General features: G+C 67.4%; 23 protein-coding genes. 9 read left to right on the forward strand and 14 right to left on the reverse strand.

The features are described 5' to 3' along the window. From K0S66_RS09975 to K0S66_RS09985, 3 genes are read right to left on the reverse strand one after another with little or no spacing between them, the layout of a single operon-like run. On the reverse strand, nt 1-498 hold the full coding sequence (locus tag K0S66_RS09975; protein ID WP_301075277.1) for a Smr/MutS family protein: 498 nt from the start codon (nt 496-498) through the stop codon (nt 1-3). Nucleotides 499-529: 31 nt separating this feature from the next. Next, nucleotides 530-1783 (reverse strand): MltA domain-containing protein, encoded by a 1254-nt coding sequence (locus K0S66_RS09980; RefSeq protein WP_301075278.1) that lies wholly within the window; start codon nt 1781-1783, stop codon nt 530-532. Continuing rightward, nucleotides 1783-2427 carry a Tim44/TimA family putative adaptor protein gene (locus K0S66_RS09985; RefSeq protein WP_301075215.1) on the reverse strand — a complete coding sequence of 215 codons (645 nt, stop codon included), beginning with the start codon at nt 2425-2427 and terminating at the stop codon, nt 1783-1785. The genes K0S66_RS09980 and K0S66_RS09985 overlap by 1 nt, the downstream gene beginning before the upstream one ends. Before the next feature lie 181 nt (nt 2428-2608). On the opposite strand from K0S66_RS09985, the gene secB reads away from it, so the two are divergent. The 3 genes from secB to trpS all read left to right on the forward strand — a co-directional run bounded on the left by secB (nt 2609) and on the right by trpS (nt 5852). Continuing rightward, on the forward strand, nt 2609-3136 hold the full coding sequence (secB, locus tag K0S66_RS09990; RefSeq protein WP_301075216.1) for a protein-export chaperone SecB: 528 nt from the start codon (nt 2609-2611) through the stop codon (nt 3134-3136). A gap of 136 nt (nt 3137-3272) precedes the next feature. Next, nucleotides 3273-4832 (forward strand): murein biosynthesis integral membrane protein MurJ, encoded by a 1560-nt coding sequence (gene murJ, locus K0S66_RS09995; RefSeq protein ID WP_301075217.1) that lies wholly within the window; start codon nt 3273-3275, stop codon nt 4830-4832. Between the two features lie 12 nt (nt 4833-4844). Beyond that, nucleotides 4845-5852 carry a tryptophan--tRNA ligase gene (gene trpS, locus K0S66_RS10000; RefSeq protein WP_301075218.1) on the forward strand — a complete coding sequence of 336 codons (1008 nt, stop codon included), beginning with the start codon at nt 4845-4847 and terminating at the stop codon, nt 5850-5852. A 28-nt stretch (nt 5853-5880) separates the two neighbouring features. Here trpS and K0S66_RS10005 read toward each other — a convergent pair whose 3' ends face one another. After that, entirely contained in the window at nt 5881-6114 is a 234-nt protein-coding gene (locus tag K0S66_RS10005; protein WP_301075219.1) for a hypothetical protein, read from the reverse strand. Between the two features lie 250 nt (nt 6115-6364). Between K0S66_RS10005 and K0S66_RS10010 the strand changes: the two genes are divergently transcribed. Next, a complete protein-coding gene (locus K0S66_RS10010) occupies nt 6365-7792 on the forward strand; it encodes a sugar transferase (RefSeq protein WP_301075220.1) in 1428 nt (475 codons plus the stop codon). A gap of 1227 nt (nt 7793-9019) precedes the next feature. On the opposite strand, the gene K0S66_RS10015 is transcribed toward K0S66_RS10010, so the two are convergent. The 7 genes from K0S66_RS10015 to K0S66_RS10045 form a co-directional block, all read right to left on the reverse strand. Beyond that, nucleotides 9020-10342 (reverse strand): polysaccharide biosynthesis tyrosine autokinase, encoded by a 1323-nt coding sequence (locus tag K0S66_RS10015; protein WP_301075221.1) that lies wholly within the window; start codon nt 10340-10342, stop codon nt 9020-9022. Beyond that, nucleotides 10339-11172 carry a hypothetical protein gene (locus K0S66_RS10020; RefSeq protein WP_301075222.1) on the reverse strand — a complete coding sequence of 278 codons (834 nt, stop codon included), beginning with the start codon at nt 11170-11172 and terminating at the stop codon, nt 10339-10341. Before K0S66_RS10020 ends, K0S66_RS10015 begins: the two co-directional genes overlap by 4 nt. Before the next feature lie 8 nt (nt 11173-11180). Then, the gene (locus K0S66_RS10025) at nt 11181-12461 is read right to left on the reverse strand and encodes an outer membrane beta-barrel protein (RefSeq protein ID WP_301075223.1); all 1281 of its coding nucleotides are present in this window, start codon (nt 12459-12461) and stop codon (nt 11181-11183) included. Nucleotides 12462-12542: 81 nt separating this feature from the next. Then, the gene (locus K0S66_RS10030; RefSeq protein WP_301075224.1) at nt 12543-13121 is read right to left on the reverse strand and encodes a polysaccharide biosynthesis/export family protein; all 579 of its coding nucleotides are present in this window, start codon (nt 13119-13121) and stop codon (nt 12543-12545) included. Nucleotides 13122-13209: 88 nt separating this feature from the next. After that, on the reverse strand, nt 13210-17322 hold the full coding sequence (locus tag K0S66_RS10035; protein WP_301075225.1) for a translocation/assembly module TamB domain-containing protein: 4113 nt from the start codon (nt 17320-17322) through the stop codon (nt 13210-13212). Beyond that, entirely contained in the window at nt 17322-19271 is a 1950-nt protein-coding gene (locus tag K0S66_RS10040; protein ID WP_301075226.1) for an autotransporter assembly complex family protein, read from the reverse strand. The genes K0S66_RS10035 and K0S66_RS10040 overlap by 1 nt, the downstream gene beginning before the upstream one ends. Before the next feature lie 49 nt (nt 19272-19320). After that, entirely contained in the window at nt 19321-19530 is a 210-nt protein-coding gene (locus K0S66_RS10045) for a hypothetical protein (protein WP_301075227.1), read from the reverse strand. A gap of 123 nt (nt 19531-19653) precedes the next feature. On the opposite strand from K0S66_RS10045, the gene K0S66_RS10050 reads away from it, so the two are divergent. Continuing rightward, a complete protein-coding gene (locus K0S66_RS10050; protein WP_301075228.1) occupies nt 19654-19827 on the forward strand; it encodes a hypothetical protein in 174 nt (57 codons plus the stop codon). 44 nt (nt 19828-19871) lie between these two features. Here the strand turns inward: K0S66_RS10050 and K0S66_RS10055 are convergent, their stop codons facing one another. Further along, nucleotides 19872-20492, reverse strand: coding sequence for a S24 family peptidase (locus K0S66_RS10055; RefSeq protein ID WP_301075229.1), 621 nt, complete (start codon nt 20490-20492; stop codon nt 19872-19874). 86 nt (nt 20493-20578) lie between these two features. Between K0S66_RS10055 and K0S66_RS10060 the strand changes: the two genes are divergently transcribed. Together K0S66_RS10060 and K0S66_RS10065 are read left to right on the forward strand one after the other, a co-directional pair. Next, a complete protein-coding gene (locus K0S66_RS10060) occupies nt 20579-20797 on the forward strand; it encodes a hypothetical protein (protein ID WP_301075230.1) in 219 nt (72 codons plus the stop codon). Next, nucleotides 20797-21108 carry a hypothetical protein gene (locus K0S66_RS10065; RefSeq protein WP_301075231.1) on the forward strand — a complete coding sequence of 104 codons (312 nt, stop codon included), beginning with the start codon at nt 20797-20799 and terminating at the stop codon, nt 21106-21108. The genes K0S66_RS10060 and K0S66_RS10065 overlap by 1 nt, the downstream gene beginning before the upstream one ends. Before the next feature lie 34 nt (nt 21109-21142). On the opposite strand, the gene K0S66_RS10070 is transcribed toward K0S66_RS10065, so the two are convergent. Next, on the reverse strand, nt 21143-22147 hold the full coding sequence (locus tag K0S66_RS10070) for a hypothetical protein (protein WP_301075232.1): 1005 nt from the start codon (nt 22145-22147) through the stop codon (nt 21143-21145). Next, nucleotides 22138-23355, reverse strand: a complete 1218-nt coding sequence (locus K0S66_RS10075; RefSeq protein WP_301075233.1) for a TIGR04063 family PEP-CTERM/XrtA system glycosyltransferase — start codon at nt 23353-23355, stop codon at nt 22138-22140. The genes K0S66_RS10070 and K0S66_RS10075 overlap by 10 nt, the downstream gene beginning before the upstream one ends. Before the next feature lie 121 nt (nt 23356-23476). Here K0S66_RS10075 and K0S66_RS10080 point away from each other — a divergent pair, with 121 nt between their 5' ends. Beyond that, a complete protein-coding gene (locus K0S66_RS10080; RefSeq protein ID WP_301075235.1) occupies nt 23477-23614 on the forward strand; it encodes a hypothetical protein in 138 nt (45 codons plus the stop codon). Beyond that, the gene (locus K0S66_RS10085; protein ID WP_301075236.1) at nt 23607-24959 is read left to right on the forward strand and encodes a putative O-glycosylation ligase, exosortase A system-associated; all 1353 of its coding nucleotides are present in this window, start codon (nt 23607-23609) and stop codon (nt 24957-24959) included. Before K0S66_RS10080 ends, K0S66_RS10085 begins: the two co-directional genes overlap by 8 nt. Nucleotides 24960-25109 lie beyond the last annotated feature (150 nt).

Consider the following 25109-nt stretch of genomic DNA (forward strand, 5'->3'; position numbering starts at 1 on the left):
CTAGGAGCGGGGGCGGCGCAGGACGATGTAGAGCGCGCCCTGCCCCCCGTGGCGCGGATGGGCGTTGCGGACGGCGGCGATGGCAGCGGCGTGGCGCGAGCCAGCGAGCCAGTCGCCGATCGCAGCTCGGATCGCACCGCGAGCATGGGGGCGCTCACTCTCCGGACGGGGCGGTTTTCCGGTGACGAGGAGAACCACGCGGTCGCCGCGCGCAACCGAGCGGGCGAGCGCACCGTCGAGCATGTCATAAGCGGAATGGAGCGTGTGGCCGTGGAGGTCGATCGTCGCGTCGGGGCTGACCAGCCCGCGCGACAGGCGCTTGTCCCAGCCGCCATCCAGGGTCACGCCCGGCCCCGGACGTGCGGGCGGCGGAGTCTTCACGGGGGTAATCGGCCTGTTTGCGGCGACTTTTGGCCGCCGATCAGCCGGTGGCGGCTCCGGCGCCGGACGCGGGACGATCGTCACCGCGGCCGCGCGCAGCGGACGGACGGTTGCCATCACCCGCGCCCAGAGCGCGGCCTCGTCAGGATCAAGGGCGCGCGACACCGAGCCGGGCCAGCGTGCCGACCGGCACGAGCAGGAAGGCGGTGCCCCGCGCGCTCATCCCGCCAGCGATGGCGCGGGCCTCGTCGCCAGCGCCCCAGAAGGTGTCGAAGCGATTGGTGCCCTTGATCGCGCCGCCGGTATCCTGCGCCACCCACAGGCCGGTGGCGGCGGTGCGGTCCATCGACAGGAACACCGGCGCGCCGAGCGGCACGAAGCGGACGTCCGCGGCCACGGTGGCCTGATCCGACACCGGAAGGCCCATCGCGCCGAGCGGCGGGCCGTCGAGTTCGCGGAAGAACACGTAGCTCTTGTTCTCGCGCATGATCTCGCGCCCCTGCGCCGGATTGGCGTGGAGCCAGGCGACGATGCCCTGCATGCTCGCCTCACCACGGCCGATCAGCCCGCGATCGAGCATCAGCTTGCCGATGCCGGTATAATCGCGGCCGTTCTGCGTCTCATAACCAATCCGCAGCACCTGCCCGTCGGGCATGCGGACGAGACCCGAACCCTGCACCTGGAGGAAGAACAGCTCCACCGGATCGACCGCATAGCCAAGGATGCGGGCCTTGCCGGACAGGGCGCCTTCCTCGATCATCGTGCGATCGTAATAGGGCACGAAATTGGTGCCTTCGACCCGGCCGCGGATCTTCTTGCCCTTCAGCGCCTCGGAGAACTGACCGAGGTCGACGTCGACGAGATCATTCGGGCGGCCGTAGATCGGGGCATAGCCGGGGCGGTGCGAGCGCGAGCCGGCGATTTCGGGAATGTAATAGCCGGTGGCGAACGCCTTGCCGTCGCCGACCTGCACGGTTTCGAACCAGCGCGTGAAGAATTCGCGTGGGTCGCCGCCGCGTGACGCGGCGTCACAGGCCGGCTTCCAATCGGCACCGCGCGTCAGCCCGGTGGGATCGGTGCGGCGGACAAGCGATGGGCAGCTGATACGGAACGCGGCAAGCGCGCGGTCGGCCGCCTCGCGGGTGATCGGAAGACTGGCCACCGACGGCCCGCGGGCGAGGCCGGCGGCGACGGCGGTGGTCGCCGCAGGATTGCTGACGCCGGGCAGCGGCGCCATCGGCGTGGCGGGCGTCGGCTGACGCACGGGCCCGCTGGTGCGCGGTGGTTGTTGCTGTGACGAGCCGCGCGGCGGCGCTGAACCTGGCGTTGGCGGCACCACGCCGCCGACACAGGCCGACAGCGCCAGCGCCGCGGCCAGCGTAATCCCCCCCCGAAGATGCATCACGCTTCGTCGGTGTCCGACAGTTTCCAGTTCGGATCGCTGCTGCGCAGGGTGCGCGCAAACGTCCAGACATCGTGCGTTTCGAGCGCGTCGCTGGTCGAGCCGGCGATCACGTTGCCCTCGCCGTCGCGGGTCACCGCGGCGATCAGCGCGTCGAAGCGCACGGTAATGCGCGCATCCTTGCCCTGCAGCGAGGCGCCGGTGATCGTTGCCTTGTCGATCGACACCAGCCGATTGTCGAGGACCTGCCCGGCGGCCTGACGTGCTGCGATCGCGTCGCCGAACGCACGACCCACGTCGGGCGACACCAGGTCGCGCAAGGTTTCCTCGTCACCCTTCCAGAAGGCCTCGAGGATCATGCGATAGGCCGCCTGCGCGCCATCGACGAAGCGATTGACGTCAAACCCCTGTTCCGCCGCAATAATCGCGCGAATACCAGGTTCCGCAGTTCCCTCAAACGGCTTCACCACCGGCTCACGCGGTTCGGCGGTCGTTTCCACGGCGCGCGGCAAGGCACTGGCCACGACGCGGTCCTCCGCCGGTTTGGGCAATGGCTGCTCATGTCCTGTACGCTTGCCCAGCACCGAATAGAGCCGGAGCGCAAGGAATGCCGCAACCATCGCAAGAAGGACTATGTAGAACACCCGACCTCCGATACGCTAAGGTTCCAACATAGGGCGCAACGCGCCATGTTTCAAATGGGTGCTGCGGTTGTCACGAAGATGGTCGAATGGGGCCGCCGTTGAAACGCTGCTGCCCCCCTGCTAGGCGCGACCGCCATACGCGCGGGAGGCCGCGCGCCCATCATCCTCAAGGAAGAAGCACATGGACGAGCAGGACAACGGCGCCGGGATCGGCAACCAGACCGGCCAGGACGGCGCGCTGCCTAATGGCGCGGACAATGCCCCGGCGGTCGGCCTGCTGTCGCAATATGTGAAGGACCTGTCGTTCGAGAACCCGAATGCGCCGGCGGTTTTCCAGGATGCGCAGGGCCCGGAAATCAACGTCCAGTTCGACATCGCCGCCAACCAGGTGGCCGATGACGCGCATGAAGTGACGCTGAAGGTCGAGGTTCGCGCCGAGACGCAGGGCCGCGTCACCTTCCTCGTCGAGCTGGCTTATGCCGGCCTGTTCGGCGTGCGCAACGTGCCGATGGACGCGCTGCAGCCGTTCCTGCTGGGCGAAGCACCGCGCCTGCTGTTCCCGTTTGCCCGCCGCGTCGTGGCCGACACGATCCGCGACGGCGGCTTCCCGCCACTGCTGCTGGAGCCGATCGACTTCAACTCGCTGTACATGCAGCAGGCCGAGCAGCGCGACGCGCAGCTGGCATCGGGCAATTTCGGCCAGGCCTGAACCCGGCCACGCGATCAGCCGCCGGTCGGCGCGGGAACGCGCCGGCCAGCGATTGATCGCCCGACCGATCCGCCCGCGGCCGGTCGGCAAAAGATAAGCGGGCGCCTTTGATGTCCGTCGAGCGGGACGTAGCAAGATGAACCTGACGCGCGCGCTTGGCTCGGTTGGCGGGCTGACCCTGGCCAGCCGCATCCTGGGGCTGGTGCGCGATTCGCTGTTCGCGCGCTTCGTCGGCGCGGGGTTCGCCTCCGACGCGTTCCTGATCGCGTTTCGCCTGCCGAACATGTTTCGCGCGCTGTTCGCGGAAGGCGCCTTTTCCGCTGCCTTCATCCCGATGTTCAATCGCAAGGTGGCCGACAAGGACGGCAAGGGGATGACGGACGGGATCGGGTTCGCCAGCGACACGCTGTCGATCCTGCTGCCGGTCCTGATCATCTTCACCATCATCATGGAACTGGCCGCGTGGCCGGTGACATGGCTGTTGTCGGGCGGGTTCAACGACGCCGGGCGCGAGGAATTCGCCTTTGCCGTTGAACTGTCCCGGCTGACCTTTCCCTATCTGATGCTGATCAGCCTGGTGTCGCTGCTGGGCGGTATCCTCAATTCGCTGCACCGTTTCTGGGTCGCGGCGGCGGCGCCGATCCTGCTCAACCTGACGCTGATCGCGGCGCTGCTGTTCTTCCACCATCAGGACAATCTGATGACCGCGCGCAACCAGGCAATCGCGGTGACGATTTCGGGTGCGCTCCAGCTGCTGTGGCTGATCTGGGCGTGCCGCAAGGCGGGCGTGGTGCTGAAGCTGAAGCGGCCGACGCTGACGCCGGACGTGAAACGGTTGATGTCGCTGATCTGGCCGACCGCCGCCGGTGCGGGCGCGGTGCAGATCAACCTGGTCATCTCCACCGCGCTGGCGGCGAGCCTGCTGTCCGCCGGGTCGGTCAGCTATATCTATTATGCCGACCGGCTGAACCAATTGCCGCTGGGCCTGATCGGCATCGGGCTGGGCACCGTGCTGTTGCCGACGATCTCGGCGCAGCTGGGCCGCGGCGAGGATGCTGCAGCGATGGAAACGCAGAACCGCGGCATGGAGCTGGCGCTGTTCCTGACATTGCCGGCGACCGCGGCACTGATCGTGTGCGGCCAGCCGATCGTCGCCGCGCTGTTCCAGCATGGCGCCTTCACCCCCGCCGATACGGCGGCGACCGCCCAGTCGCTTGCGGCGTTTTCGGTTGGCCTGCCGGCGTACATCCTGGTGAAGGTGCTGACCCCCGGCTTCTACGCGCGGCAGGATACGCGCACCCCGGTGCGCTATGCCACGGCGTCGATGGTGGTGAATCTGGTGCTCAACCTCGCCTTCATCTACCCGCTGGGCCATATGGGGCCGCCGCTGGCGACGGCGCTTGCCTCCACCGTCAACGTCGTCCTGCTGTGGCGGGCGCTAGTGGCGCGCGGGCATTTCGTGGTGGATGCGCAGCTGAAGCGGCGGGCATGGCGGCTGGTGCTTGCCGCGCTGCTGATGGGCGTGGTCATGTGGTTCGCCAACGACCTGTTCCGCCCCTACACCACCGGGCCGAGCCTGCACCGCTGGGGCGCGATGCTGGTGCTGGTCAGCGCGGGTGCGCTGGTCTATTTCGCCGCCACCTTCCTGTTCGGCGCCTTTCGGATGGCCGACGTCAGAAGGCTTGTTCGTCGATAGGATTTGTCCCCCATGCGCGTCGTTTCCGGCATCAAGCCCACCGGTAACCTTCATCTCGGCAATTACCTGGGTGCGGTGAAGCAGTGGGTGGCGATGCAGGACGAGATCCAGGCGCAGGGCGGGGAGACGATGTATTTCATCGCCGACCTGCATGGCCTGACCGAGTGGATCACGCCCGCCGAGTTAACCGCCAACACGATCGAGATGACCGCTACGCTGGTCGCCGCCGGGATCGACCCCGAGCGGTCGATCCTGTTCAACCAGACGCGCGTGCCGGCGCACAGCGAGCTGGCGTGGCTGCTGAACAATGTCGCGCGGGTCGGATGGCTCAATCGCATGACGCAGTTCAAGGACAAGGCGGGCAAGAACCGTGAGGGCGCGAGCGTCGGCCTGTACGACTATCCGGTGCTGATGGCGGCCGACGTGCTGCTGTACAACGCGACGCACGTGCCGGTGGGCGAGGATCAGAAGCAACATCTGGAGCTGGCGCGCGACATCGCGACCAAGTTCAACCAGGATTATGAGACCGAGCTGTTCACCCTGCCCGCGCCGCTGATCAGCAAGGCCGCGCCGCGGATCATGAGCCTGCGCGATGCATCGGCCAAGATGTCCAAGTCCAACCCGTCGGCGCAGTCGGTGGTGAAGCTGATCGATACCGACAGCGAGATTGCCGACAAGTTCCGCAAGGCGAAGACCGATCCCGAGGCGCTGCCCGATACGTGGGACGCGCTCGCCGAGCGGCCGGAGGCACGCAACCTGGTGACGATCTTCGCCGCGCTGGCGGATCGTACGCCGGAGGACGTGGTGACTGAGTTTGCGGGCCAGGGCTTCGGGCAGTTCAAGCCGGCGCTGGCCGATCTGGCGGTAGCGAAGCTCGGCCCGATCCGCGACGAGATGGTCCGCCTGCTCGACGATCGCGGCGCGATCGACGCGATCCTGGCGCGGGGTGCGGAGAAGGCACGCGACCTGGCGGCGCCGGTGCTGGCGACGGCGCAGCGGGCGATGGGCCTGCTCGCTTAAGCCCCCGCCGGCGCGCCGCTGCCGACCATCAGAGCAGCAACAGTGCCAGCGCGATCAGCGACCAGAGCAGCGTCGACAGCGCGATCCAAGTGCCGAGCGAGACCGGGTCGATCGTGCGCGCCGCGGTGACCTTGTCGTCGGCGGCCTGCCTGTAGTGGGCAGGCGTCGCGCCGCCGCTGCCCTCGTCCGTCGGCTGGGCGAGCATGCTGCTGTCGAAATACACCTCAGCGACCATCGGCTCATCCATCCGTTTCGAAGCCATTCCTGCTGGAGCCGGCATCGCGCGGGCGAGTAAAGAACAAGATAACGTGGGATCCCACGGCACCTCATCTGGACGAATACTTTCCCCATAATGGATACATCGTCCGTTCTTCATTCAGAATAATGCTTGACCCATAATCACCCCTCAAGGCACCAGTTTCGACAAGATAAGACGCAATGCTACGGGGAATCAGCTGTAGTAGCAGCGGGGTCTCCGCTTCGTTTTCGTGCATCGCCAGGCATGAAACATCATGATCCTGGCCATCCAGAGGGGGGCGCAGGTGACGATGTTGTCCGAATTCCCTCTGACGCGGGACTGGCTGACGCCAGTTGGTACCATTAGCGCGCCGACCGATGGCAAGCGGGCATTGCGGCTGCGCTTATATGTGGCGTTGCTGGCGTGCGACATCCTGTCGCCATTGTTCGGTTTCGGAATGGGGCGGTTGATAGCGGCGCTGCGCGGCCTGCCGATGAGCAACCTGGCGCTGCTCGCCGCGATCCTGCCGATCTACCTGTTGCTGGGCACACGCACGTACAGCGCACCGACGCTGGAACGCTGGCGCGCGGCGGCGTGGTTCGCCTTCGCCAACCTGCTGACCGCCTTTCTCCTCACGATCTTCGTCGCGTTCCTGTTGCAGGAAGTGTCGCCGATCTCGCGGGTGAGTGCGATGGTCACGTTCTTCTGTTCCGCCGCAATGCTGCTGCTGGGGCGGAGCATCATCGGCCTGTGGAGCGATCGGGTGTTCGGTGGGTCGGCGCTGAGCCGCATGTTGATCCTCGAGGGGGTGGACGTGCCGCTGCCGCGCGGGCTGAAGATCGTGGCGAGCGAGCCGCTGGATACCACCGCGACCACCATCCATCCGCTGGCGCTGGACCGGCTGGCGCGGCAATTGCGCGGCGTGGACGAGGTGTTCGTCGCCTGCCCACCATCGCGCCGCGCCACCTGGTCCACCGTGCTGAAGGGCAGCAACGTCACCGCCCGGCTGCTGATCCCCGAACTGGACACGATCGGGGTGATCGGCCACCGGCATTTCAACGGGATCGCATGCGTCCTGGTATCAGCCGGCGGGCTGCAGTTGCGCGATCGCCTGCTCAAACGCGCGCTCGACCTCGCAATTGCCATTCCGACGATCCTGTTCCTGGCGCCGCTGCTGATCACCGTCGCGGTGCTGGTGAAGATCGACAGCAAGGGGCCGGCGTTGTTCATCCAGACGCGTGTCGGAAAGGGAAACCGGCTGTTCGCGATGTACAAGTTTCGCAGCATGCGCCTGTCGGCCTGTGATGGCGACGGCGGGGTTTCGACGGCGCGCGACGATGCGCGGGTCACCCGGATCGGCCGGTTCATCCGCGCCACCAGCATCGACGAGCTGCCGCAGCTGTTCAACATCCTGCGCGGCGACATGAGCTTCGTCGGCCCACGCCCCCATGCGATCGGATCGCTGGCTGGGGATCAGCTGTTCTGGGAAGTGGATCAGCGCTACCATCACCGCCACGTCTGCAAGCCAGGGCTGACCGGGCTGGCGCAGGTTCGCGGCTTTCGCGGGGCCACGCACCGGCGGGAGGATCTTATCAATCGCCTGCGCGCCGACCTCGAATATGTGAACGGCTGGAGCCTGATGCGCGACATCATGATCCTGGTGGCGACGCTGAAAGTCGTCGTGCATCGGAACGCCTATTGACGCGATGGTCGGACCCGCGTGTCGGTTACGACAGGTTCCCCTGCTTCATCATCATCCCGCGGCGCATCTTCCGCGGCACATCTTTCGACGCGACGTACGACAGCCTTGGATCGCTTCACAGACGGCCGGCACCTAGTCCCTGGCAGATGTCGTCGATCCTCTTCACGTCACGGTCGGGCAACGCCGACACACTCCTCAACGCCGTAATGCGGGAGGTTAACTGTGAACGCGGGCGCCTGCCGTGCCGAAATGCTCCTAAAACGGGCCGCCGGGAAATTGGCGATAGAGCTTCACGGTAGGGATCAACACGCCGGGGCCGGCGCGGCCGGGGGTGTTGATGAGGGCCAAAGCGATCGAACGCCTGTTGGCAACTGCGACCTCTCACCGGCTGGTGAGTAGTCGTGACGCCGGGCGTTCATGACAACGATGGCTGACTCGAAAAATAGTTGCGCGTTCCGATCGCGGGGCTCTCGTCGAAGCAGCGGCGAGTGTCTGCTGCGAGCGTGACTTGCGCGCTGTTGGGCTGCACGGGAGCGGGCAAGGTTTTCCCGGAGGATGATCCGAATGGCTCCTTCTCAGCGGAGCAATAGCGTTGCTCCGTCCGGATACGCTTCGTCGATGTTCGTTTCGTCTTCCGTCGGTTCTTCGCCCATCAGGTGGGTCAGCCTAGTTCGTGGACAAATGTGCCCGAGGCTGCCGGTCGATCCGTCCTGTCTTGCGTGGCGTGCGGCGGTCGAGCTTTCCGCGAGGGTGCGACGCAGGGTGTAAGCGCCCCGATCGCACACCGAAAAACCGGCTACCGGCGGCGTAGGTAGATACCTGTCTAAGCAGGCATCATGCATTGCGTGCCGGCAGTGCTGTCTTCAGGTAGGTCGAGAGCGGGCTGATAAGGCTGCTCCATTCCGCGAGGCGACGCTTGACCACCTCGAGACGGGACGGCGGCACTTCGGATCACTTGCTGTTGGGCGTACGCTTCGCTGACATTGCAATTACGCGCGGCCGGTGAGTTGAGCAGCAGTATGTAAGCCGGACGCCGTTTGCGCTGAGGATTACAAGCGCCGGCTCAACCATTCGCACGGCGACCGAACGACGGCTGCCCTCGTTGCCGCGCAAGACTTCTGTTCGAGCGCTCAGGCTCACTGCATGCCGGCGCTTCCACACCGTCGGCAATCGTCAGCCACAGCGGCTCGGGATATCTCCCCTCTCCCGCTGCACCGACCCGCAGTATCAATCCGCCGGGTAATAGCTGGCGTAGCGTTTGGCGTAGTGATGCATGCCGCCAGCAGCGCGGGCGGTGGGGTCGACCTGGGTGAAGAGGATGCCGATCGGATTGCTGCCGTCGCGGCGCAGCCATTCCACCGCCGAAAGCGCGGCCGGCACTGGCGTGCTGTTCCACTTCACCACCAGCAACGTGGCGTCGGCGAGCGCGGCGAGGAAGCGGCCGTCGGCCAGTCCCATAAGCGGCGGGAGATCGAGCACGACATGATCATAGCGCCCACGCAGCACCGCGAGCAGTTGCTCCATCCGGCCATTGCCGAAGAGATCACCAGCCGCCGTCGACGGGCGCGCCACCAGCAGGTGATCGAGGCCGGCAACATCGCCGGGCTGGATCGCGTCGTCCAACCGGACCTTGTCGCGCAGCACCTCGACCAGCCCGGCCCCCGGCGTCCGCGCGCGGACCATCTGCCGCACGCTGGCGCGCCGGGTATCGCAATCCACCAGCAGCGTCCGTGCGCCTGACAGTGCCATCGTGCGGGCCAACGCAATCGCCGACGTGGATTTGCCTTCTGCTGGCAGGGAGGAGGCAAGCGCGAGGACCTGTGGGGCAACATCGCTGTTCGTCGCGGTGCCGTCATCGCTGCTCGCCCTGCTGCCGGCCCCGCTGCCCGCATTACCGAGGGCAGCCCATGCGACGCGGAAGCTTTCCGCGAACATCACGGTCGGCCGCTCCAGCATCAGATCGAGCGGATTCAGCCCGCGGGCCACCGATGGCACGATAGCTAGAACCGGCAGGCCAAGCCGCCTTTGCACCTGTTCGACCGAGGCGAAGCCGCCGCTGATCATGTCCAGCGCGAGGATCGTGACCGAGCCGGCGACCAACCCGCCGAATAGCGCCAGAGCGTAGAGCAATGGCTTGTCCGGGGCGCTCGGTGGTTCGGCGCGTTCGATCACCTCTGCCTGGGCCATCGAGAGGCGCGCGTTCTGCATGCTGTCCAGCGAGAGCTGCGACATGCGGTCGTAGAGCGCGCGCTTGGCGGCTGCCTCACGCTCCAGGGCCGCCGCCGCGACCGAATCGCGCGTGCTGCGCGCGCGTTCGCTTTCCAACCGGCCGAGCGCGCTACGAAGACTGCCGGCGCGCGCATCGGCCGCAGCGGCGGTCGCTTGAAGCGCGCCGACGACGCGGCGGGATTCGGCCTCAAGCTGGCTATCGAGCGAAGCCAGTTGATCGCGGACGCGAATGCTTTCGGGGTGTCGCTCGCCGTAGCGGGCGTCGACTTCGCCCCGGCTACGCAAGGTCTCGGCGCGTTGACGCCGCAGATCGGCGATCACTGCCGAGCCGAGTACCTCGGAAACCGCGTCCAGCCCGCCATGCGCGACCTGGATGCGCGCGGCGGCGAGATTCGATCGCGCAGCCGCCGCGTCGGATTCCGCACCGGCCAGACTGCTGGCGAGTGGGGCGACCTGCTGATCGTTGATCGTGCCGAGCCCACCGCCCGAGCGGCTTTCGAGGATACCTGCCGCGGCGCGGAACTCCGCAGCGCGCGCCTCTGCCGCAGCGGCCTCGCCACCGAGTTCCTCCAGCCGCTGCTGAACCAGGCGCTTTGCCGTGCCGCTGTGCCGAGCTTCCCGTTGGTGCGCCGATCGATGTATCCATCGGCGAAAGCGTTCGCGAGCGTCGCCGCCTTCACCGGATCAGCCGAGGTGAAGCGGACCGAGAGGACGAAGGCAAGCGCCTCCCGGTCGACGGTGAGGTGCGACAGCACGGACGCGGGAACCGCAAGCGAGCGGGTGGCCGCGGGATCGAGCGACCCGGTGAATTCAGGATCCGCGAACAGTCCGGATGACCGAGCAATGCCCGTTGCCAGTTCGAGCGAGCGGATACCGCTGACCTCGGTCTCGATCGCCTCTGGCGTCAGCTCTGTGCGTTGCGCCTGGGGGTTGCCGGCCAGGGGACTGCGCGATGGGTCAAGGCGGATACGCGCCGTGGACGTGTAGCTGGGAGTGAGGCGTGCGACCGCCATGGCACCGATCGCAGCAACGAGCATCGCCACCATCAGCAGCATCGGCCAACGCCGGTTCAGGGCATCGCGCGCGTAACCCAACGTGTCGGCGAGCGGCGCGTCATCGTCATCGGGCTTGGTTCTGGCAGGCATGCGCATGTCCGATGTCAGAGGTGATAGGTAAGGCCCGCCTCGGCGCGCATCTCACGCGCGGCGGTGGCGGGATCGTCGCGGTCGTAACGGCGGGCGACATGGCTGATCGCGCCGTCCAGCGTGACCCGGCGGGACACGAGGTAGCGGGCGCTGGCGGCGAGGCGGTCGGCGGTGCCGCGACGGCCCGACGCAATCTCGCGCTGGCGGGCCAGGTCGGCCGTGGCCGAGAGGATCAGATTGGCGAGCAGCTCGTAATCCGCGCCGAGAGACAGACGCTCGTCCCAGAACGGCTGGGGCGCCCGATTGCCGTAGGTCGCATCCTCGAGCGAGCGCCGGGCGCGGACCACCAGCGTCAGCCGCTGCGTCGGAAACGCCTCCCCCTGCGCCTCCGCCACGAGGCCGCGCTCATGCGTGCCGTTTCGGTAGCGGCGGTCGGCGTAACCGACCGATGCGGTGCCGCGTGCGCGCCCGGCGAGATCGAAGTTGAGGCCGGCCGCGGCGCGGACCATGTCGGAGCCGATCGCGGCTCGGCCGGTGGTGTCGAAGCGCGTGCTGATATGCCCTGCCTGAACGAACAGGGAGACGCTGGGTGAGCGGGCATATTCGACCTGGCCTGTTATCCGCGTCACCTCGCGATCGCGGAAGCTTTGGTCGAAGCGGGTGCCGCCGGCGCGGCGGATCGGAGCAAAGCGGAAGGCCGCCGTATCAGCGATCGCAAAGGCACGGACGCGGCCGCCGACATAATGGACGCGGAGCGACAGCAGGTCGCGGCGGAAGCGCGAGACGGAGACCAAAGCGGGGGCCACCTCCCCCGACAGCGGCCCTTCCAGCTGCTGCGACGCGACGATCCGCGTGGTGACGCGCAACGCAGACCCAAGCTCCAGATCCCCCTCGCCAGCGAGCGCCCAGGTCCGCTCGTCCCGGCGTGGCTGCGCCAAATAGCGCCGTTCGAGCGCCTGCGCGTCGAGGCGTAGTGCGTGGCGCGACCAGAGCGAGGCGACCTGCACTGCCGGCGCCAGCGAGACGAACGGCGCGGTGATCGCATCTTGCGGCGTCAGGTAGGTGTTGGTGGTGCCGCCGGCCGCCATTCGCAGCTGCGGATAGATCATCAGCCCGCCGATCCGCGCGCCCGTAGGGGTGTAGGATGGACGGGGCTGCTGGGCGACGCTGACGTTGCGGCCGCGATCGAACCCCTGGGGAACGCCGGGTGACACCACGAGCCCGTCCTGCGCACGCGCAGCAACCGCCGTGCCGGCCATGACAAGCGCGAGCAACGCCCGCGCGAGCCTTCCCATCCGCAATGCATGATCCCCCCCGAAACCAAGGGGATAGTGTGGTTAACGCCGCCGCAACGCAACACCTTTATGGAACAGCGCTCAGAAGAAGCGTTCCCCGATGCGGATCGTGTCACCGGGCCGCACGATCAACTCGGGCGTCAGGCGATAATTGGCCTCTGACGCTGCGCCATCCCCGCGGATCCGCACGACGGCGCGGTTGGCGCGCGGGGTGAAGCCGCGCGCCAGAGCCACCGCCTTCATCGCGCTCATGCCGCTGGCGTAGGGATATTGGCCGGGCGCCGCGACTTCGCCGAGGATGTAGAAGGGCCGGAACGCCACCACTTCCATCGCGACGACGGGCTCGCGCAAATAGCCGTCGGCGAGCCGGGCGCGCGTTTCCGCCGCGACATCGGCCACTGGCTTGTCCCGCGCCGGGACGCTGCCGATCAGCGGCAACGATAATGTACCATCGGGATTGATCCAATATTCGCCGCTGAGCGACGGTTCGTTGTAAACGCTGACCCTCACCTTATCCCCGGCGCCAAGGCGATAATCGGCCATGAGCGCCGCTGGTTCAACATAACGGTCGCCGGCGGAAAGAACCGGCCCCTCACCCTGCTCCGCACAGGCGGTGAAAAGCCCCAAAAGGCCGAAAAGAAGTGCTGTCCGGCCAGTCATTTCGCCCCGCTCACCCGTGCTGTTGCTTCGGTGAAGCTTGCACAGGACTTTGGCCGACGCAACGACGTGCTGCATCGCCAATCATGGATCAGTAATCGCGCGAGATGCGCACGTTCGCACTTTGCCGACCCAGCGTGGAAATACTGGAAAGCAGGGATAGCCAGCGGGTGACCTGATATTCGACGCGGGTGGCGGAATAGCCCTGACCGTCGGTGACGATTTCCGCATAGAGCCGGCGCGTGACGTACTTGCCGGCAGCGATCGAGGTGCTTTGCCCCGTCTGCGGATCGGCGGGGAGGATGCGCAGGCGATCGAGCCCGGCCGCGCGGCGCACCGCGTTGATCGGGTTGAGCCCGCCATCGCCGTCGCGCAGCGCGGCGACCGCGGCGGCGAGTTGAAGCGCCTCCGGGGCGGACAGGTTGGTAATCGAGGTGCCGAACAGCAGGCGCGAGAGCAGTTCATCCTGCGGGAGAGCGGGCGTGCTGCTGAAAGTGATTTCGGGTTTCAGCGCGACGCCAGTGACGCGAATGGAAGCGTTGAGCCCCGTCGTGTTGGCATCCGCCTCGATGTCGAGCGCAGGGTTGGCGGGCACCTCACCGGCGAAGCGGATCACGCCGCGGGCAAGCTCAAACTCCCGCCCGGCGAATTCATAATCGCCGCGCACCAGATCGGCCCGGCCGGTGATCGCCGGATTGTCGGGCGCGCCGCCGATCGCGAGATCAGCCGACCATTCGCTGGTGAGGCCCAGCCCGGTGACGAACAGCTGATCGGCGGCGCGCGCCTTGATATCGAGCCGCCACGGCGCGGGCGGTGCGCTGGCGTCCGCGCCGCCGCCGGTCTCGTTGATCTCGCGGATCTTGAGGCGGGGAACGGCACTGGCGGCGGTCGCCTGACCGAGGCGATAGCGGCTGCGATCCAGCTTCACCGCGCCGGAAATGGTGCCGCCGCGGCCGGTCGACTGGAAGCGCAGCGGCCCGGTAACGGTAGCGCCGATATCGTCGCGGTTGATCATCACCGCGCGGTCGGCATTCAGCGTCAGATCAAGGCCGATGCCGCCGCGTCCGGCAAAGTCGAACCGGCCAGTGCCCGTCACCTTGCCCTCACGCCCAGCGTTGGCGGTGAATTGGTCGATCGACAGCAACGAGCCGGCGAAGCGGCCACCCGCCTGCACATCGGTCAAGACGGTACCGGTCGTCGCGCTTTCGATGCGCGCGCCCTTCGCCTGGACGGAACCACGGATCGCCGGATCGGCGAGGGTGCCGGTGACGTCGGCGGCGATCGCGACCGGGCCGGACAGATCGAACAGCTCCACGCGCGTCAGCCGCCACAAGGTGTCGGCCGGCCCTTCGTAGCGTAATTGCCCGAATACTCCGGCGTTGGCGAAGCGCGTCGCGATATCCCCCTGCCCGAGCCGCAACAGCGCCTGGGCGCGGCCGATCGTCCGCCCGCCGCTGCCGACCACCGCGCGCACGCCGGCGCGATCCGCGGTCAGGACACCGGCCACTGCCATGTCGATCGGATTGGAGGACACCAACAGCCCCGACCGCGTGAGGCCACGCACCGTCATGTCAATGCGGCCGGTCGGCGCGCTGCCGATGGTGCTGGCGTAGCTGATCTTGCCCGTGGCGCTGCCGCCGAGCCCAAGGCCCGGGGACACGATGTCGAGCACGGCGAGCGGCATTTGCGACAGGGTAGCGTCGACCATGTTGCTGTCGTCGGTCACTCGCCCGCCGATCGTCGCCGTACCGCCGGCGAACTTGATCGTGGCCGGCGCCAGCCGCCACCCGTCGCCATCGCGTGTGACCACCGCGGGCGTATCGAGCCGTAGCGGTCGGCGATCCACCGTGCCCTGTGCGACGATCCGGTAATTGTCAGGCGCCACATCGATCATGCTTTGCAGATCGAACGAGCGACCGCGCGAGCCGGCGATCGACAGGCGGACCTGTCCCAGGCCGTCGCGCAGCGTCGCATTCGCGGCAAAACGTGCGAGACTGAGCGGACCGCGGCGAAGGCCAGTGCCGTTGAACGTCCCTTCCAGCGTGGTGCCGGCGGGATCGAGCATTACCGCCAGATCGACCCTGCCCTGACGCAGCGTTGCGCCGCCGACAAGCTGCGCATTGCGTAGCGCCAGCCGCGTCTCGATCCGCTGAACGGCATTGACCGGGCGGAGCACGACCTCCCCATCGATCCCACCGCCGCTGACCGCCAGCCGGCCGTCGAAGCCATCATCAACGATGGTCACGGTGCCCGCGGCGCTAGTCCCGCTGACATCGAGCCGTGCGACCGCGATCTGCGCGTCGGTGCCGCGTGGCAGCAGGATGTCGCCGCTTCCCTCGAACGGGCCGAGCCGCGACTGTCCGGCCGCGGTGAAGGCGAAGCCCTGCGCACTAGGATCGAGATGAAGCCGCACATCCTGCAGCCCCAGCGCTGCATTGGGACGACGGAAGACGAGATCGAGCGTCGGGCGTTCGATCCGGCCGTCCAGCTTCAGCGTCACCGGTCCATATTGGGCCTGCTGGCCGGCACCGGTGAAAACAAAGGTGCCATTGCGGCGGCGATAACCGTTACCGACCAAACGGATCGACGGACCGGTGAGCACCAGATTGCGGAAGTGGAGAATGCCGTCGGGTGTCCGCTCCAGCCCGGTCACGATGCGCGGCAATCCGCCCGCGAGGCTACGGAAAAAGCCATTGTCGAGCCGCACCATCTGCGCCACGCCGTTGCCGATCACGCGCGTTCCGCGGCCGCCGGGACCAGGCACCACGCGAAGCCGCGACGTGACATCAACCACCCCGAGCCCGGGGATCAGGTAGCGGCCAAGCGCGCCGTTCAGGCCGACCTGGTAGACGCCGGTGCGCAGATCGAGCAGCAAGCTGATCCGCCCGGTAAGCTTGTCCGACCGCAGCCGCAGATCATCGCCAGTCAGCGTCGTCGAGGTGAGGCGCAGCACGCCATCGACCGACAGGTTGCGCAGGATGCCCCCAGCGACATCGCCGACACCGGTAACGCGCGCTGCCGTGAAGCGGACCGGCACGGCGATAGGCGCGGCGGACAACCGCCCCTTGCCCGACAGCCGCGCCTGTTCGAAGCCGGTATTGTCGAAGGCGATGCGCGGCGCGGTAACCCGATAATCGAAGCGCGCAGTCGCAAAGCGGCCGTCGAGTACCGCGCGCAACTCCACATTCCGGCCGCTCATGTTGGGGAAGAGAGCAGCGGGACGAAGCAGCCGTGCGCTCAGGCGCAGGTTGCGCCAGGCACTTTCGCCGAGATCAGCAATTCCGGTTGCCTCGATCGCCAGCGCGGCGGAGCGCGCGGACAGCTGGCCTTCAAGCCGGCGGTTGACGAAGGTGCCGGCCCCGTCGAGCCGCACGCGCGGCGCAGAGAGACGCTGCACCTTCCCCTTGGTGATGCTGCCGAGCGCCAGCGTGCCGCCGAGCGTGTAGTTGCCGGCGCGATTGCCGAGCGCGAGATCGACAACCCGCGCGTCACCCGCGCGGGCCACGGCGCGCCCCTGCCAATTCGCCCAGCGGCCGTCGCCGCCGATCTCCAGCGCGAGCGGGCGGCGAAGGCCGGAAAGCCGCGCGAGAACGCCATTGGCGCTGCCGCGGGCGCGCACGTCGAGGTCGAAGCGGTTGCGATCCGGCGCCGCATCTATGCGGACGCGAAGCTGGTCGCTCCCCTCCACCAGCGCGTCGAGGGAAACGAGCGCGTTGCCGTTGGTGATCGCGGCGCGGCCCGCGACACGGCCGTAGCGAAGCGCGCCGGTCACCTGCGGCGCGACCACGAGCCGGTCCAGCGACAATCGGCCGATCAGAATGTCGAAATCGGGCAGGATCGGCCCCTGCCGGCCGGTAGGCCGCAGACGCGGCAGCTTCGCCAACATACCCACTGGCACATCGAGCGAGCGGATCTCCAGCCGGTTGGAGAGCCAGGCAAACGGCCGCCAATCGAGGTTTGCGCGCGGGGCGGCGAATACCAGCCCCTCGGGATCATGAACCCGGACGTCCCGCAGCACCGCCGCGCCATAGAGCGACCCGTCGATCCGCCCGACGGTGATCCGCAGCCCATTGGCAGGGCGCGCCGCGTTGATCCGCTGCGCCACCCAGCGATGACCGATGTCGGTATCAACGATCCACAGGCTGGCGAGGATGATGGTGGCGAGGAGCGCGATCCCGCCCAGCAGCCAGCGCCACAGCCGCATCAGAATGCCTGCCCGAGCGAGACGTAGACCGCGACGCGCGAATCGCCCGGCTGAGGATTGAGCGGCGTGCCGACGTCGACGCGGATCGGGCCGAAGTTGCTATAGTAACGAACACCGACGCCGGCGCCGTAGCGAAGGCCCGAGAAGTCGGGCAGCGACGAAGTGTAGATGTTACCGCCATCGAAGAACGGCACGATGCCGAAATCGCCGAACGCCTTGATCCGACCCTCGATCGCGAATTCGGCCAGGCTGCGCCCGCCGATCGGATCGTTGTTGGGATCCCGCGGGCCGATCAACTGATAGCCATAGCCGCGCACCGAGGCGCCGCCGCCGGCGTAGAAGCGCCGCGACGGGGCGATTGCATCGAGCGGGGCACCGGCGATCGTGCCAAGGCGTAGGCGCCCAGCCAGAACGACGCCGTCGCTGATCGATTTATAGGCGCTGGCATCGACCTGCGTGCGGGCATAGCCGAACGCCGATCCCTGAAGCGACACCTCCGGGCTGAACCGCCCGCCGAGGCGGAAACCACGCGTAGGGTTCAGCAGATCGTCCGAGCCATCATAGGTGAGGCTGGTCGGCGCGGCGGCGATGAAGAAGGTGCGGCGGCGCGGCTCCCCCGTGGTTATAATCACGTCGCGTTCGTCAGACGCCACCAGTTCGGCGCCGAGCGACCACGTCCATGTCTTCTGAAAGAAGATGTTGGTTTGCCGCTCGAGGCTGCCCGACAGCGAGAAGGTATTGGCCTCATAGGCCTCGCGATTGGTGTGCGCGGCGCTGATCTGCGCGGTCAGCACGCGATCGCGCCCTTCGAAATTGTTGCGGCGGAAGGTAACCGCGCCCAGCTGCTCGCGCGTACCCAAGACGCTGCGCAGCGTCAGCGCGCCTTCGGGTGGGAACAGATTGCGGTGAGTCCAGCTCGCCTCGACACGCGCGCCCTCGCCGGTGCCATAGCCGATTTCGCCTGCGATGGTGCGCGGCGGGGCAGGTTCGAGGCGAACGTCGATATCGACCGTTTCCGGCGTTGTGCCGGGCACCGGCGTTACATCCGCCACCGACACCAGCCCGGTCTGCACCAGCGCGCGACGCAGATCGTCGAGCGCCGGGGCGTAATAAGGCTTGCCCGGTTCGAAGCGGGCGATTTCCTGCACATGCGCCGCGTCGAACACGCGGTTGTTCGGATTGGCGCGGATCTGGCCGAAGACGCGCGCGGTGCCGGGATCGACGTTGATGTCGAGCGTCGCGGTGCGCGCTTCACGGTCGATCGTCACCTCGGGCTCACCGATTTTCGCGAAGGGGAAGCCCTGTTCCCCTGCCTCGACGCGCAGCTTCGCCTCGCCGGTGGTAATGCGATCGGCATCGACCGGATCGTCGGGCTTCACGCCAAAGGCATCGCGCAGCGCGGCGGCCTTTTCCCCCGCCGCGGCCACGCCGGCGATGGTCACGTCCTTCAGCCGATAGATCGTCCCCGGCGTGGCGGTAAGCACGACCAGCGGGCGGCCGTCGACGGTATCGATCCGGGGTTCGACCTCAGCATCATAATAGCCCTGCGCGCGCAGCAGCGTGACCAGCAGCGTCGAATCCTCCCGCGCGCGCCGATCGAGCTGCGCGGCGTTGGCAGGCTCCCCATCGTTCTGCTCGAGGACCGAGAGCGAGGCGAAACGGTCGCGCAGCAGCGGCGTGGCAAGATCGTCCAGCCCGTCGATCCGCCAGGCATATCGGGTCTCACCGATCTGCGCCGCCGTTGCCTGTTGCGCGGCGGGTGCCTCGGGCGGGAGTTCGGGCCAGGCGACGCCGATGTCGGGCATGTCCGCGAGCGGTGCGGCCGGATCGATCGCGGGGGCCGGCGCGGGCACAGGAACAGGGCTGGCGGATTGCTGCGCGCCAGCGGGCGCCGAGACGATCGACGCGACCAGACCTGCCCCAGCGATCAGCGCCCTACGCCCGTCCATTGATGCAGCCGTAGGGCGTCCGCTCGCGGGCGGCAATGCGCCGTGTGGCTCAGTGCAGCGTGCCCAGCGGTTGATCGGTCGCAAGTACCCGCACCAGACGCTCGATCTGGCGCCAGCGGCAGAAGTGAATGACGTTGCCGACCGATCGGCTGCGATCGGCGCGCAGCGCGGCCTCATCCGCGGCAAACGCCCCGAACACGTGGAGCAGCGAGGAGGCGTCAGCGACCAGCTGGCGATCGGCGAGGTACAATGGTGGCAAGGGTGCGCTCTGTTGCAGATGTCGGAACGGGGCTACCGCCCGAGCTCCTCAGACCGCGTGAATGGCGAGGGTTAATGGTTTGCCGCTTGGCAGCGCGCGGTGCGGCGTGGCAAGGCGCGCGGCATGGCCGATCCCCTCAAGCGCCCGGGCAATGCCGGCGGATTCCTGGTTGCCGTTTCGCTGCTGGCGGGCACCGTCATCGGGCTGATCGTCGGGCAACCGTCGATCGGCTTTCTCGTCGGGCTTGCCGTTGGCAGCGCCGCCGCAGTGGCGATGTGGTTGAAGGACCGTCGCTGACGCAAGCGGCTGCGGCCGGGGCCGACGTCTGACCGCCTAGCGAATCAAGGCTCGCGCAGCAGCAGGCGGACGCGGCCGATCACGGTGGCTTCGCCCTTGGCGCACGTTAGCGGAGGGTAATCCGGATTGTCGCTGAGCAGCGTCAGTCCCGCGCCGTCGTACCGGACGCGCTTTACCAGTAGCTCCTCCTCCCGGCGAACGACGAAGATGCCGTCACTGGCCGGCGCAAGATCGCTGCGATCAACCAGCAGGCGATCGCCCGGCAGGATCGTCGGCGTCATCGAATCGCCGACCGCATCGATAATCGAGGCGGCGGGCGGCGAGATGCCCGCGTCACGCAGCAGCCGAGCGGCGAACGCCTCCTGCCGAATCGCCCGTTCCTCACCCGCTGCCTGCCCGCTGCCGGCCGAGGCGGCCACCGTCAGATAGGGCACCGACACCAGCGGCGGATCGGCAGCAGCGGTGCCGCCGAGCAGCGTTTCGTCGACGCCGAAGAATTGCGCGAGCACGCGCCGGTCGGCCTCCGCCAACCGCCGCGGGGTGCCGCGCCGGACGAATTGCTGAAGATAGGCAAGGTTACGACCGATCAGGCGTGACAGCTCCGACAGGCTGATCCCGCGTGCCGCCGCCAGCCGCTCCAGCGTCTCTCCAACCGTCTCAGACATCCATCCATATTAGTCTAGGATTTTTCCTAGACAAGTTGGAAAAGTTGCGAGAACGGATAGGGAACACAGCGACTCGGGAGCTTGCCATGTCCCTCCTCACCCAGATTGACTGCTACCTTCGCCGAACCGGCATCTCGCCCTCCACCTTCGGTCGCCAGGCGGTGAATGATCCGCGCCTGGTGCATGACCTGCGCCGCGGTCGAAGCCCCGGCCCGCGGATGCGCGCGCGCGTGGAAGCCGCGCTGCGCGCGCCGCCGCCGGGAGAAAAGCCCAACGGTGACACACGCCCGGGAATGGCAAACTGATGCGCGGTCCCGCTCCTAGCGCGGTGATCGAGCGCGCCTTGCTGGCATCGGCGGCGCAGCGCCGCCTGGCAGTAGCGATCGAACCGCTCGGCTCCGCTGCCTGGTACAGCGCGACCTTTGCCGGCGAGCGGTATGCGATGGCGCTGACAACACTGGCGAGCGACGCGGCGCGCGACTGGCTGGCGTGTGTGCCGGACATGGACGTGACGCTGCCCGGCTGCATGCTCGCCGGCCTGTCGGTGACCGAGGCCAGCGAGCAGGACGGCCAGTGCCACGCGCAAATCGAGGCGATTACCGTGGAGCGCGCCTGAGCAGCGCGCCTGAGCAGCGCGCCTGCGCGGCGAATCAGCCGCGTGCCATCCGGCGCAGCATGACCAGCGTATCGTCGAGGCTGCCCGAGGGCGGGGGTGACGGCGGAGCAGGATCGGTGGGCGGCGGCGTGTCCTTGCGTCGCTGCGCGCCGCGTTCCAGCCGATCGAGCAGGGCTGCGATCGAATCGCCGGATTCCTGATTGCCGCCGTGATCGGTTTGGCCGTGCTCTGGCTCTGGCGTCGCGTCGACGGGGGCGGGCGTATCGATCGCGTCCGATGGTAGATCGCCGGCGAAAGGCGACAATTCGGCCGCGGGTGCGACTGGCGCATCCTCGACCGGCATATCTTCCGCTACGACCCCTTGGATCGGCGGGAGTTCAGCAGGTACAGCCGCCTCTTCAACCGGGTCGGGCAAGGTTTCCGGCGAGGTTTCGTCCAGCACTTCGAACGAATAATCCTCGTCGGCAGCTTCGCTTTCTTCGCTGCGGGCTGGCACCACGATCGTCACCAGCGGCGCTACCGGGCGGGCGGGTTCGCGCGGCACATCGGGGATGGCGATCGGATCGAAGGCGGCGAGCGTCTGCTCCAGATCAGCCGGCAGCGGCAGATCGTCATCGAGCAAGGATCGACGAACCAGGCTGTCGATCGCCGGCAGCGGCGGCCCCAGATCCTCGTCGGCGCGAATCGGCCAGCGGGGCGGATGATCGGGATGAGCGTCGGCGCGGCGCAACGCCGGCACGCGGCCGGACAGCGGACGGCGCAGCCGCATCATCGGTTTTCCATCGCTCAGGCGCCAGGCGAGCGCGGCTGCAACGAGGAAGGGAAACAGCGCGATCAGCGCCAGCAAGGTGCGACCCGTCGCGCCGACTGGCGGGGCAGCGGCCGGGATGAGGCTGGGCAAACCGAGTCGCCAGACCAGCAGATCGAAATTGGCGCGCGGCATGGCGGCGATCGATGCGGCGATGATGATGCCCGCGACGAGCAAAGCTGCCGGGACCAGATACCGTATCACGTCCGTGCCGTTGCGCTTTACGACCATGTGTCACCCTTGCCCGCGGCATCAATCAGCCGCCGATAGACCGGTTCGTAACGGGAAATATTTGAGGACCAGTTACGCTCCCGCTCGACAAAGGCGCGCGCAGCGGCGCGTCGATTGTCCCAGATCGACCGATCGGCGAGCAGGCTGGCCAGCGCATCGGCGATCGCGGCCGGATCGTCGGCGGCGAACAGCGTGCCCGTTTCGCCATCACGGATCAGCTCGCGATGCCCGCCGACATCGGATGCCGCGACCAGCCGCCCCTGCGCCATCGCCTCCAGCGGCTTCAGCGGCGTGACGAGATCCGTCAGCCGCATCTTCTTTCGCGGATAAGCGAGGACGTCGACGAGGCTGTAATAACGCTCCACCTCCTGATGCGGCACGCGGCCGGCGAAGTGGATCCGGTCGGCCACCGGCGAGGCGGCAACCTGCGCGCGAAGCGCCGCCTCCATCGGTCCGCCACCCACCAGCAGCAGTTGCGCGCGGGGCCGCTGCGCGACCAAGTCGGGCATCGCCGAGACGAGGTCGTCCAACCCCTCATAATCGTAGAAGCTGCCGATGAAGCCGATCACCTCGCCATCTAGGCCGAGCTGCTGCGCCAGCAGATCGTCGCGCGGCGGCGGATCGCCGAACAGCGCCATGTCGACACCGTTGGGTGAGACCATGATCTTGTCGGGCGCGACACCACGGGTGAGCAGATCGTCCCTCAACCCCTCGCAGATCACCGCCACCGCATCGGCGCGGCGGACCGCCCAGCTTTCGAGCGCGCGCGTGGCGCGGTAGCGGAGCGATCCTTCGGTGCCGGTCCCGTTGCCGACCGCCGCATCCTCCCAGAAGGCGCGGATCTCATAGACGAGCGGCAGGCGAAGCCGTCGGCTCGCCCGCATCGCAGCCAGCGCATCCAGCACAGGTGAATGGGCGTGGATGATGTCGGGGCGGAAATCGCGCGCGACCGCCAGGATCCGTCGCCCGAAGGCGGCGATCTCGGCCATCTCCGACAAGGGCGCGCGCAGTTTCATCGAGGGGCTGGTGCGGTGGAAGGTGATGCCATCGACCACCTCGGTCGCCGGCGCATCATGATGATGCCGCGGGCCAGTGACGGCGGCCACCTGCCATCCGCGGGCGAGCTGTGCCTTGACGATCGCGCGCGTGCGGAATGTATAACCGCTCTGCAGCGGCAGGCCGTGATCGAGGACGTGAAGGATACGCATCACGGCTGGCCTGCCACGCCGGCGCTTAACGGCACGTCAACTGCCACGCGCTAGGCAGAACCAACGCCATCCGGTGCCGCCACGATGGGCGGCGCCCCTCGGGATCGACCAGCACCGCGCCATGATCGACAATTTCGCCCTTGCGATCAGCCACGGTCTGCTGCTGCTGACGGCGTGGCTGCTGCTGCGCCGCGACGATCTCGACTCGGAGGACCCGGCGCCCAGCAAGACCCGCCCGGGACGCCGCCCACGTGCGTGATCTCGCCTTCATCGGCTTTCTGGTCGCGTTGTTCGCATGCGGGTTCAAGCGCCCGTTCATCTTCGTGCTGACCTATATCTACATTGATATCGTCTCACCGCAGCGGATTACCTATTATCTGCTCAACAGCGTGCCGGTGTCGATGATCGCGGCCGGGCTGGCAGTACTCGGCTGGCTGGTGGTGGACGACAAGAAGGATTCGCGGTTCGCGCCGCGCCAGGCGCTGATCCTGCTCCTCCTGATCTACTGCGGCATCACCACCCGCAGCGCCGATTTTCCGATCGATGCCCAAGGCAAATGGGAATGGGTGTGGAAGAACCTGGCCTTTGCTGCCTTCCTGCCGCTGACGCTGCGCACCCGGCTACGCATCGAGTCGCTGTTGTTGTTCGTGGTTCTGTCGGCCGCGTCGATCATCATCGTCGGCGGGATCAAGACGCTGGCATCGGGCGGCGGCTACGGCGAATTGAACCTGATGGTGAGCAACAATTCGGGCCTGTACGAAGGCTCGATCATCTCCGCCGTATCGATCTCGCTGATCCCGATCATCCTGTGGCTGGGCAAATATGGCACCGTCTTCCGGCCGGACCGGTGGGTCTGGCTGTTTTGCGGTGCGCTGACCTTTGCCTGCCTGCTGATCCCGGTCGGCACATCGGCGCGTACCGGCCTGTTGTGCATCGGCCTGCTGGCGGTGCTGATGCTGCGCGAGGTTAAGCGCAAGATGCTCTACGTCGCCGCGCTCGGGCTGGTCGGGGTGGCGGCCATCCCGTTCCTGCCGAGCGCGTTCAGCGAGCGGATGGGAACCATCAAGACCTATAAGGCGGACGAATCCGCCTCCACCCGCATCGCCGTGTGGAAGTGGACGATCGACTATGTGAAGGATCATCCGTTCGGTGGCGGGTTCGAAGCCTATCGCCAGAACCAGATCCGCTACGACACCGTCTCGGTCGAGGGCGAAGGCGCGAATCGCACCGTTCAGCGCAACCTGACCGTGGACAAGAGCCGCGCCTATCATTCCAGCTATTTCGAGATGCTGGGCGAGCAGGGTTATCCCGGGCTGGCGCTGTGGCTGCTGATCAACGTCATCGGGCTGGTGCGGATGGAGGTGTTGCGCCGGCGCTATCGCGAGGGCGACTTTGCGTGGGCCGGCAGCCTGGCGGGAGCGTTGCAGAACGCGCAGCTGATCTACCTGCTGGGAGGGGCATTCGTGGGAATCGCATTCCAGTCGTTCCTGTTCATGCTGATCGGGGCGCAGATCGGGCTGGATACGTATCTGTCGCGCCGACGGGCCGAGACGGCGTGGCGCCCGATGCGAGGGTCGCCGGGCGAAGTAACCGCGCCAGCCTGACTTGACACCTTCCCCCCACCACTGACCGCTGCTATCGCCCGCTGCGACGTCTCGCTCACGCCCGCCCGGGCGCGCTCGCGCGAGAGGCGCGACTCTCCGCGCTTCTTGCTTCCCCGCCGCGCCCGAGGCTGGCCGCACTTATGGGGAAAG

It is taken from the genome of Sphingomonas sp. (assembly GCF_029239295.1).
Taxonomy (GTDB): Bacteria; Pseudomonadota; Alphaproteobacteria; order Sphingomonadales; family Sphingomonadaceae; genus Sphingomonas.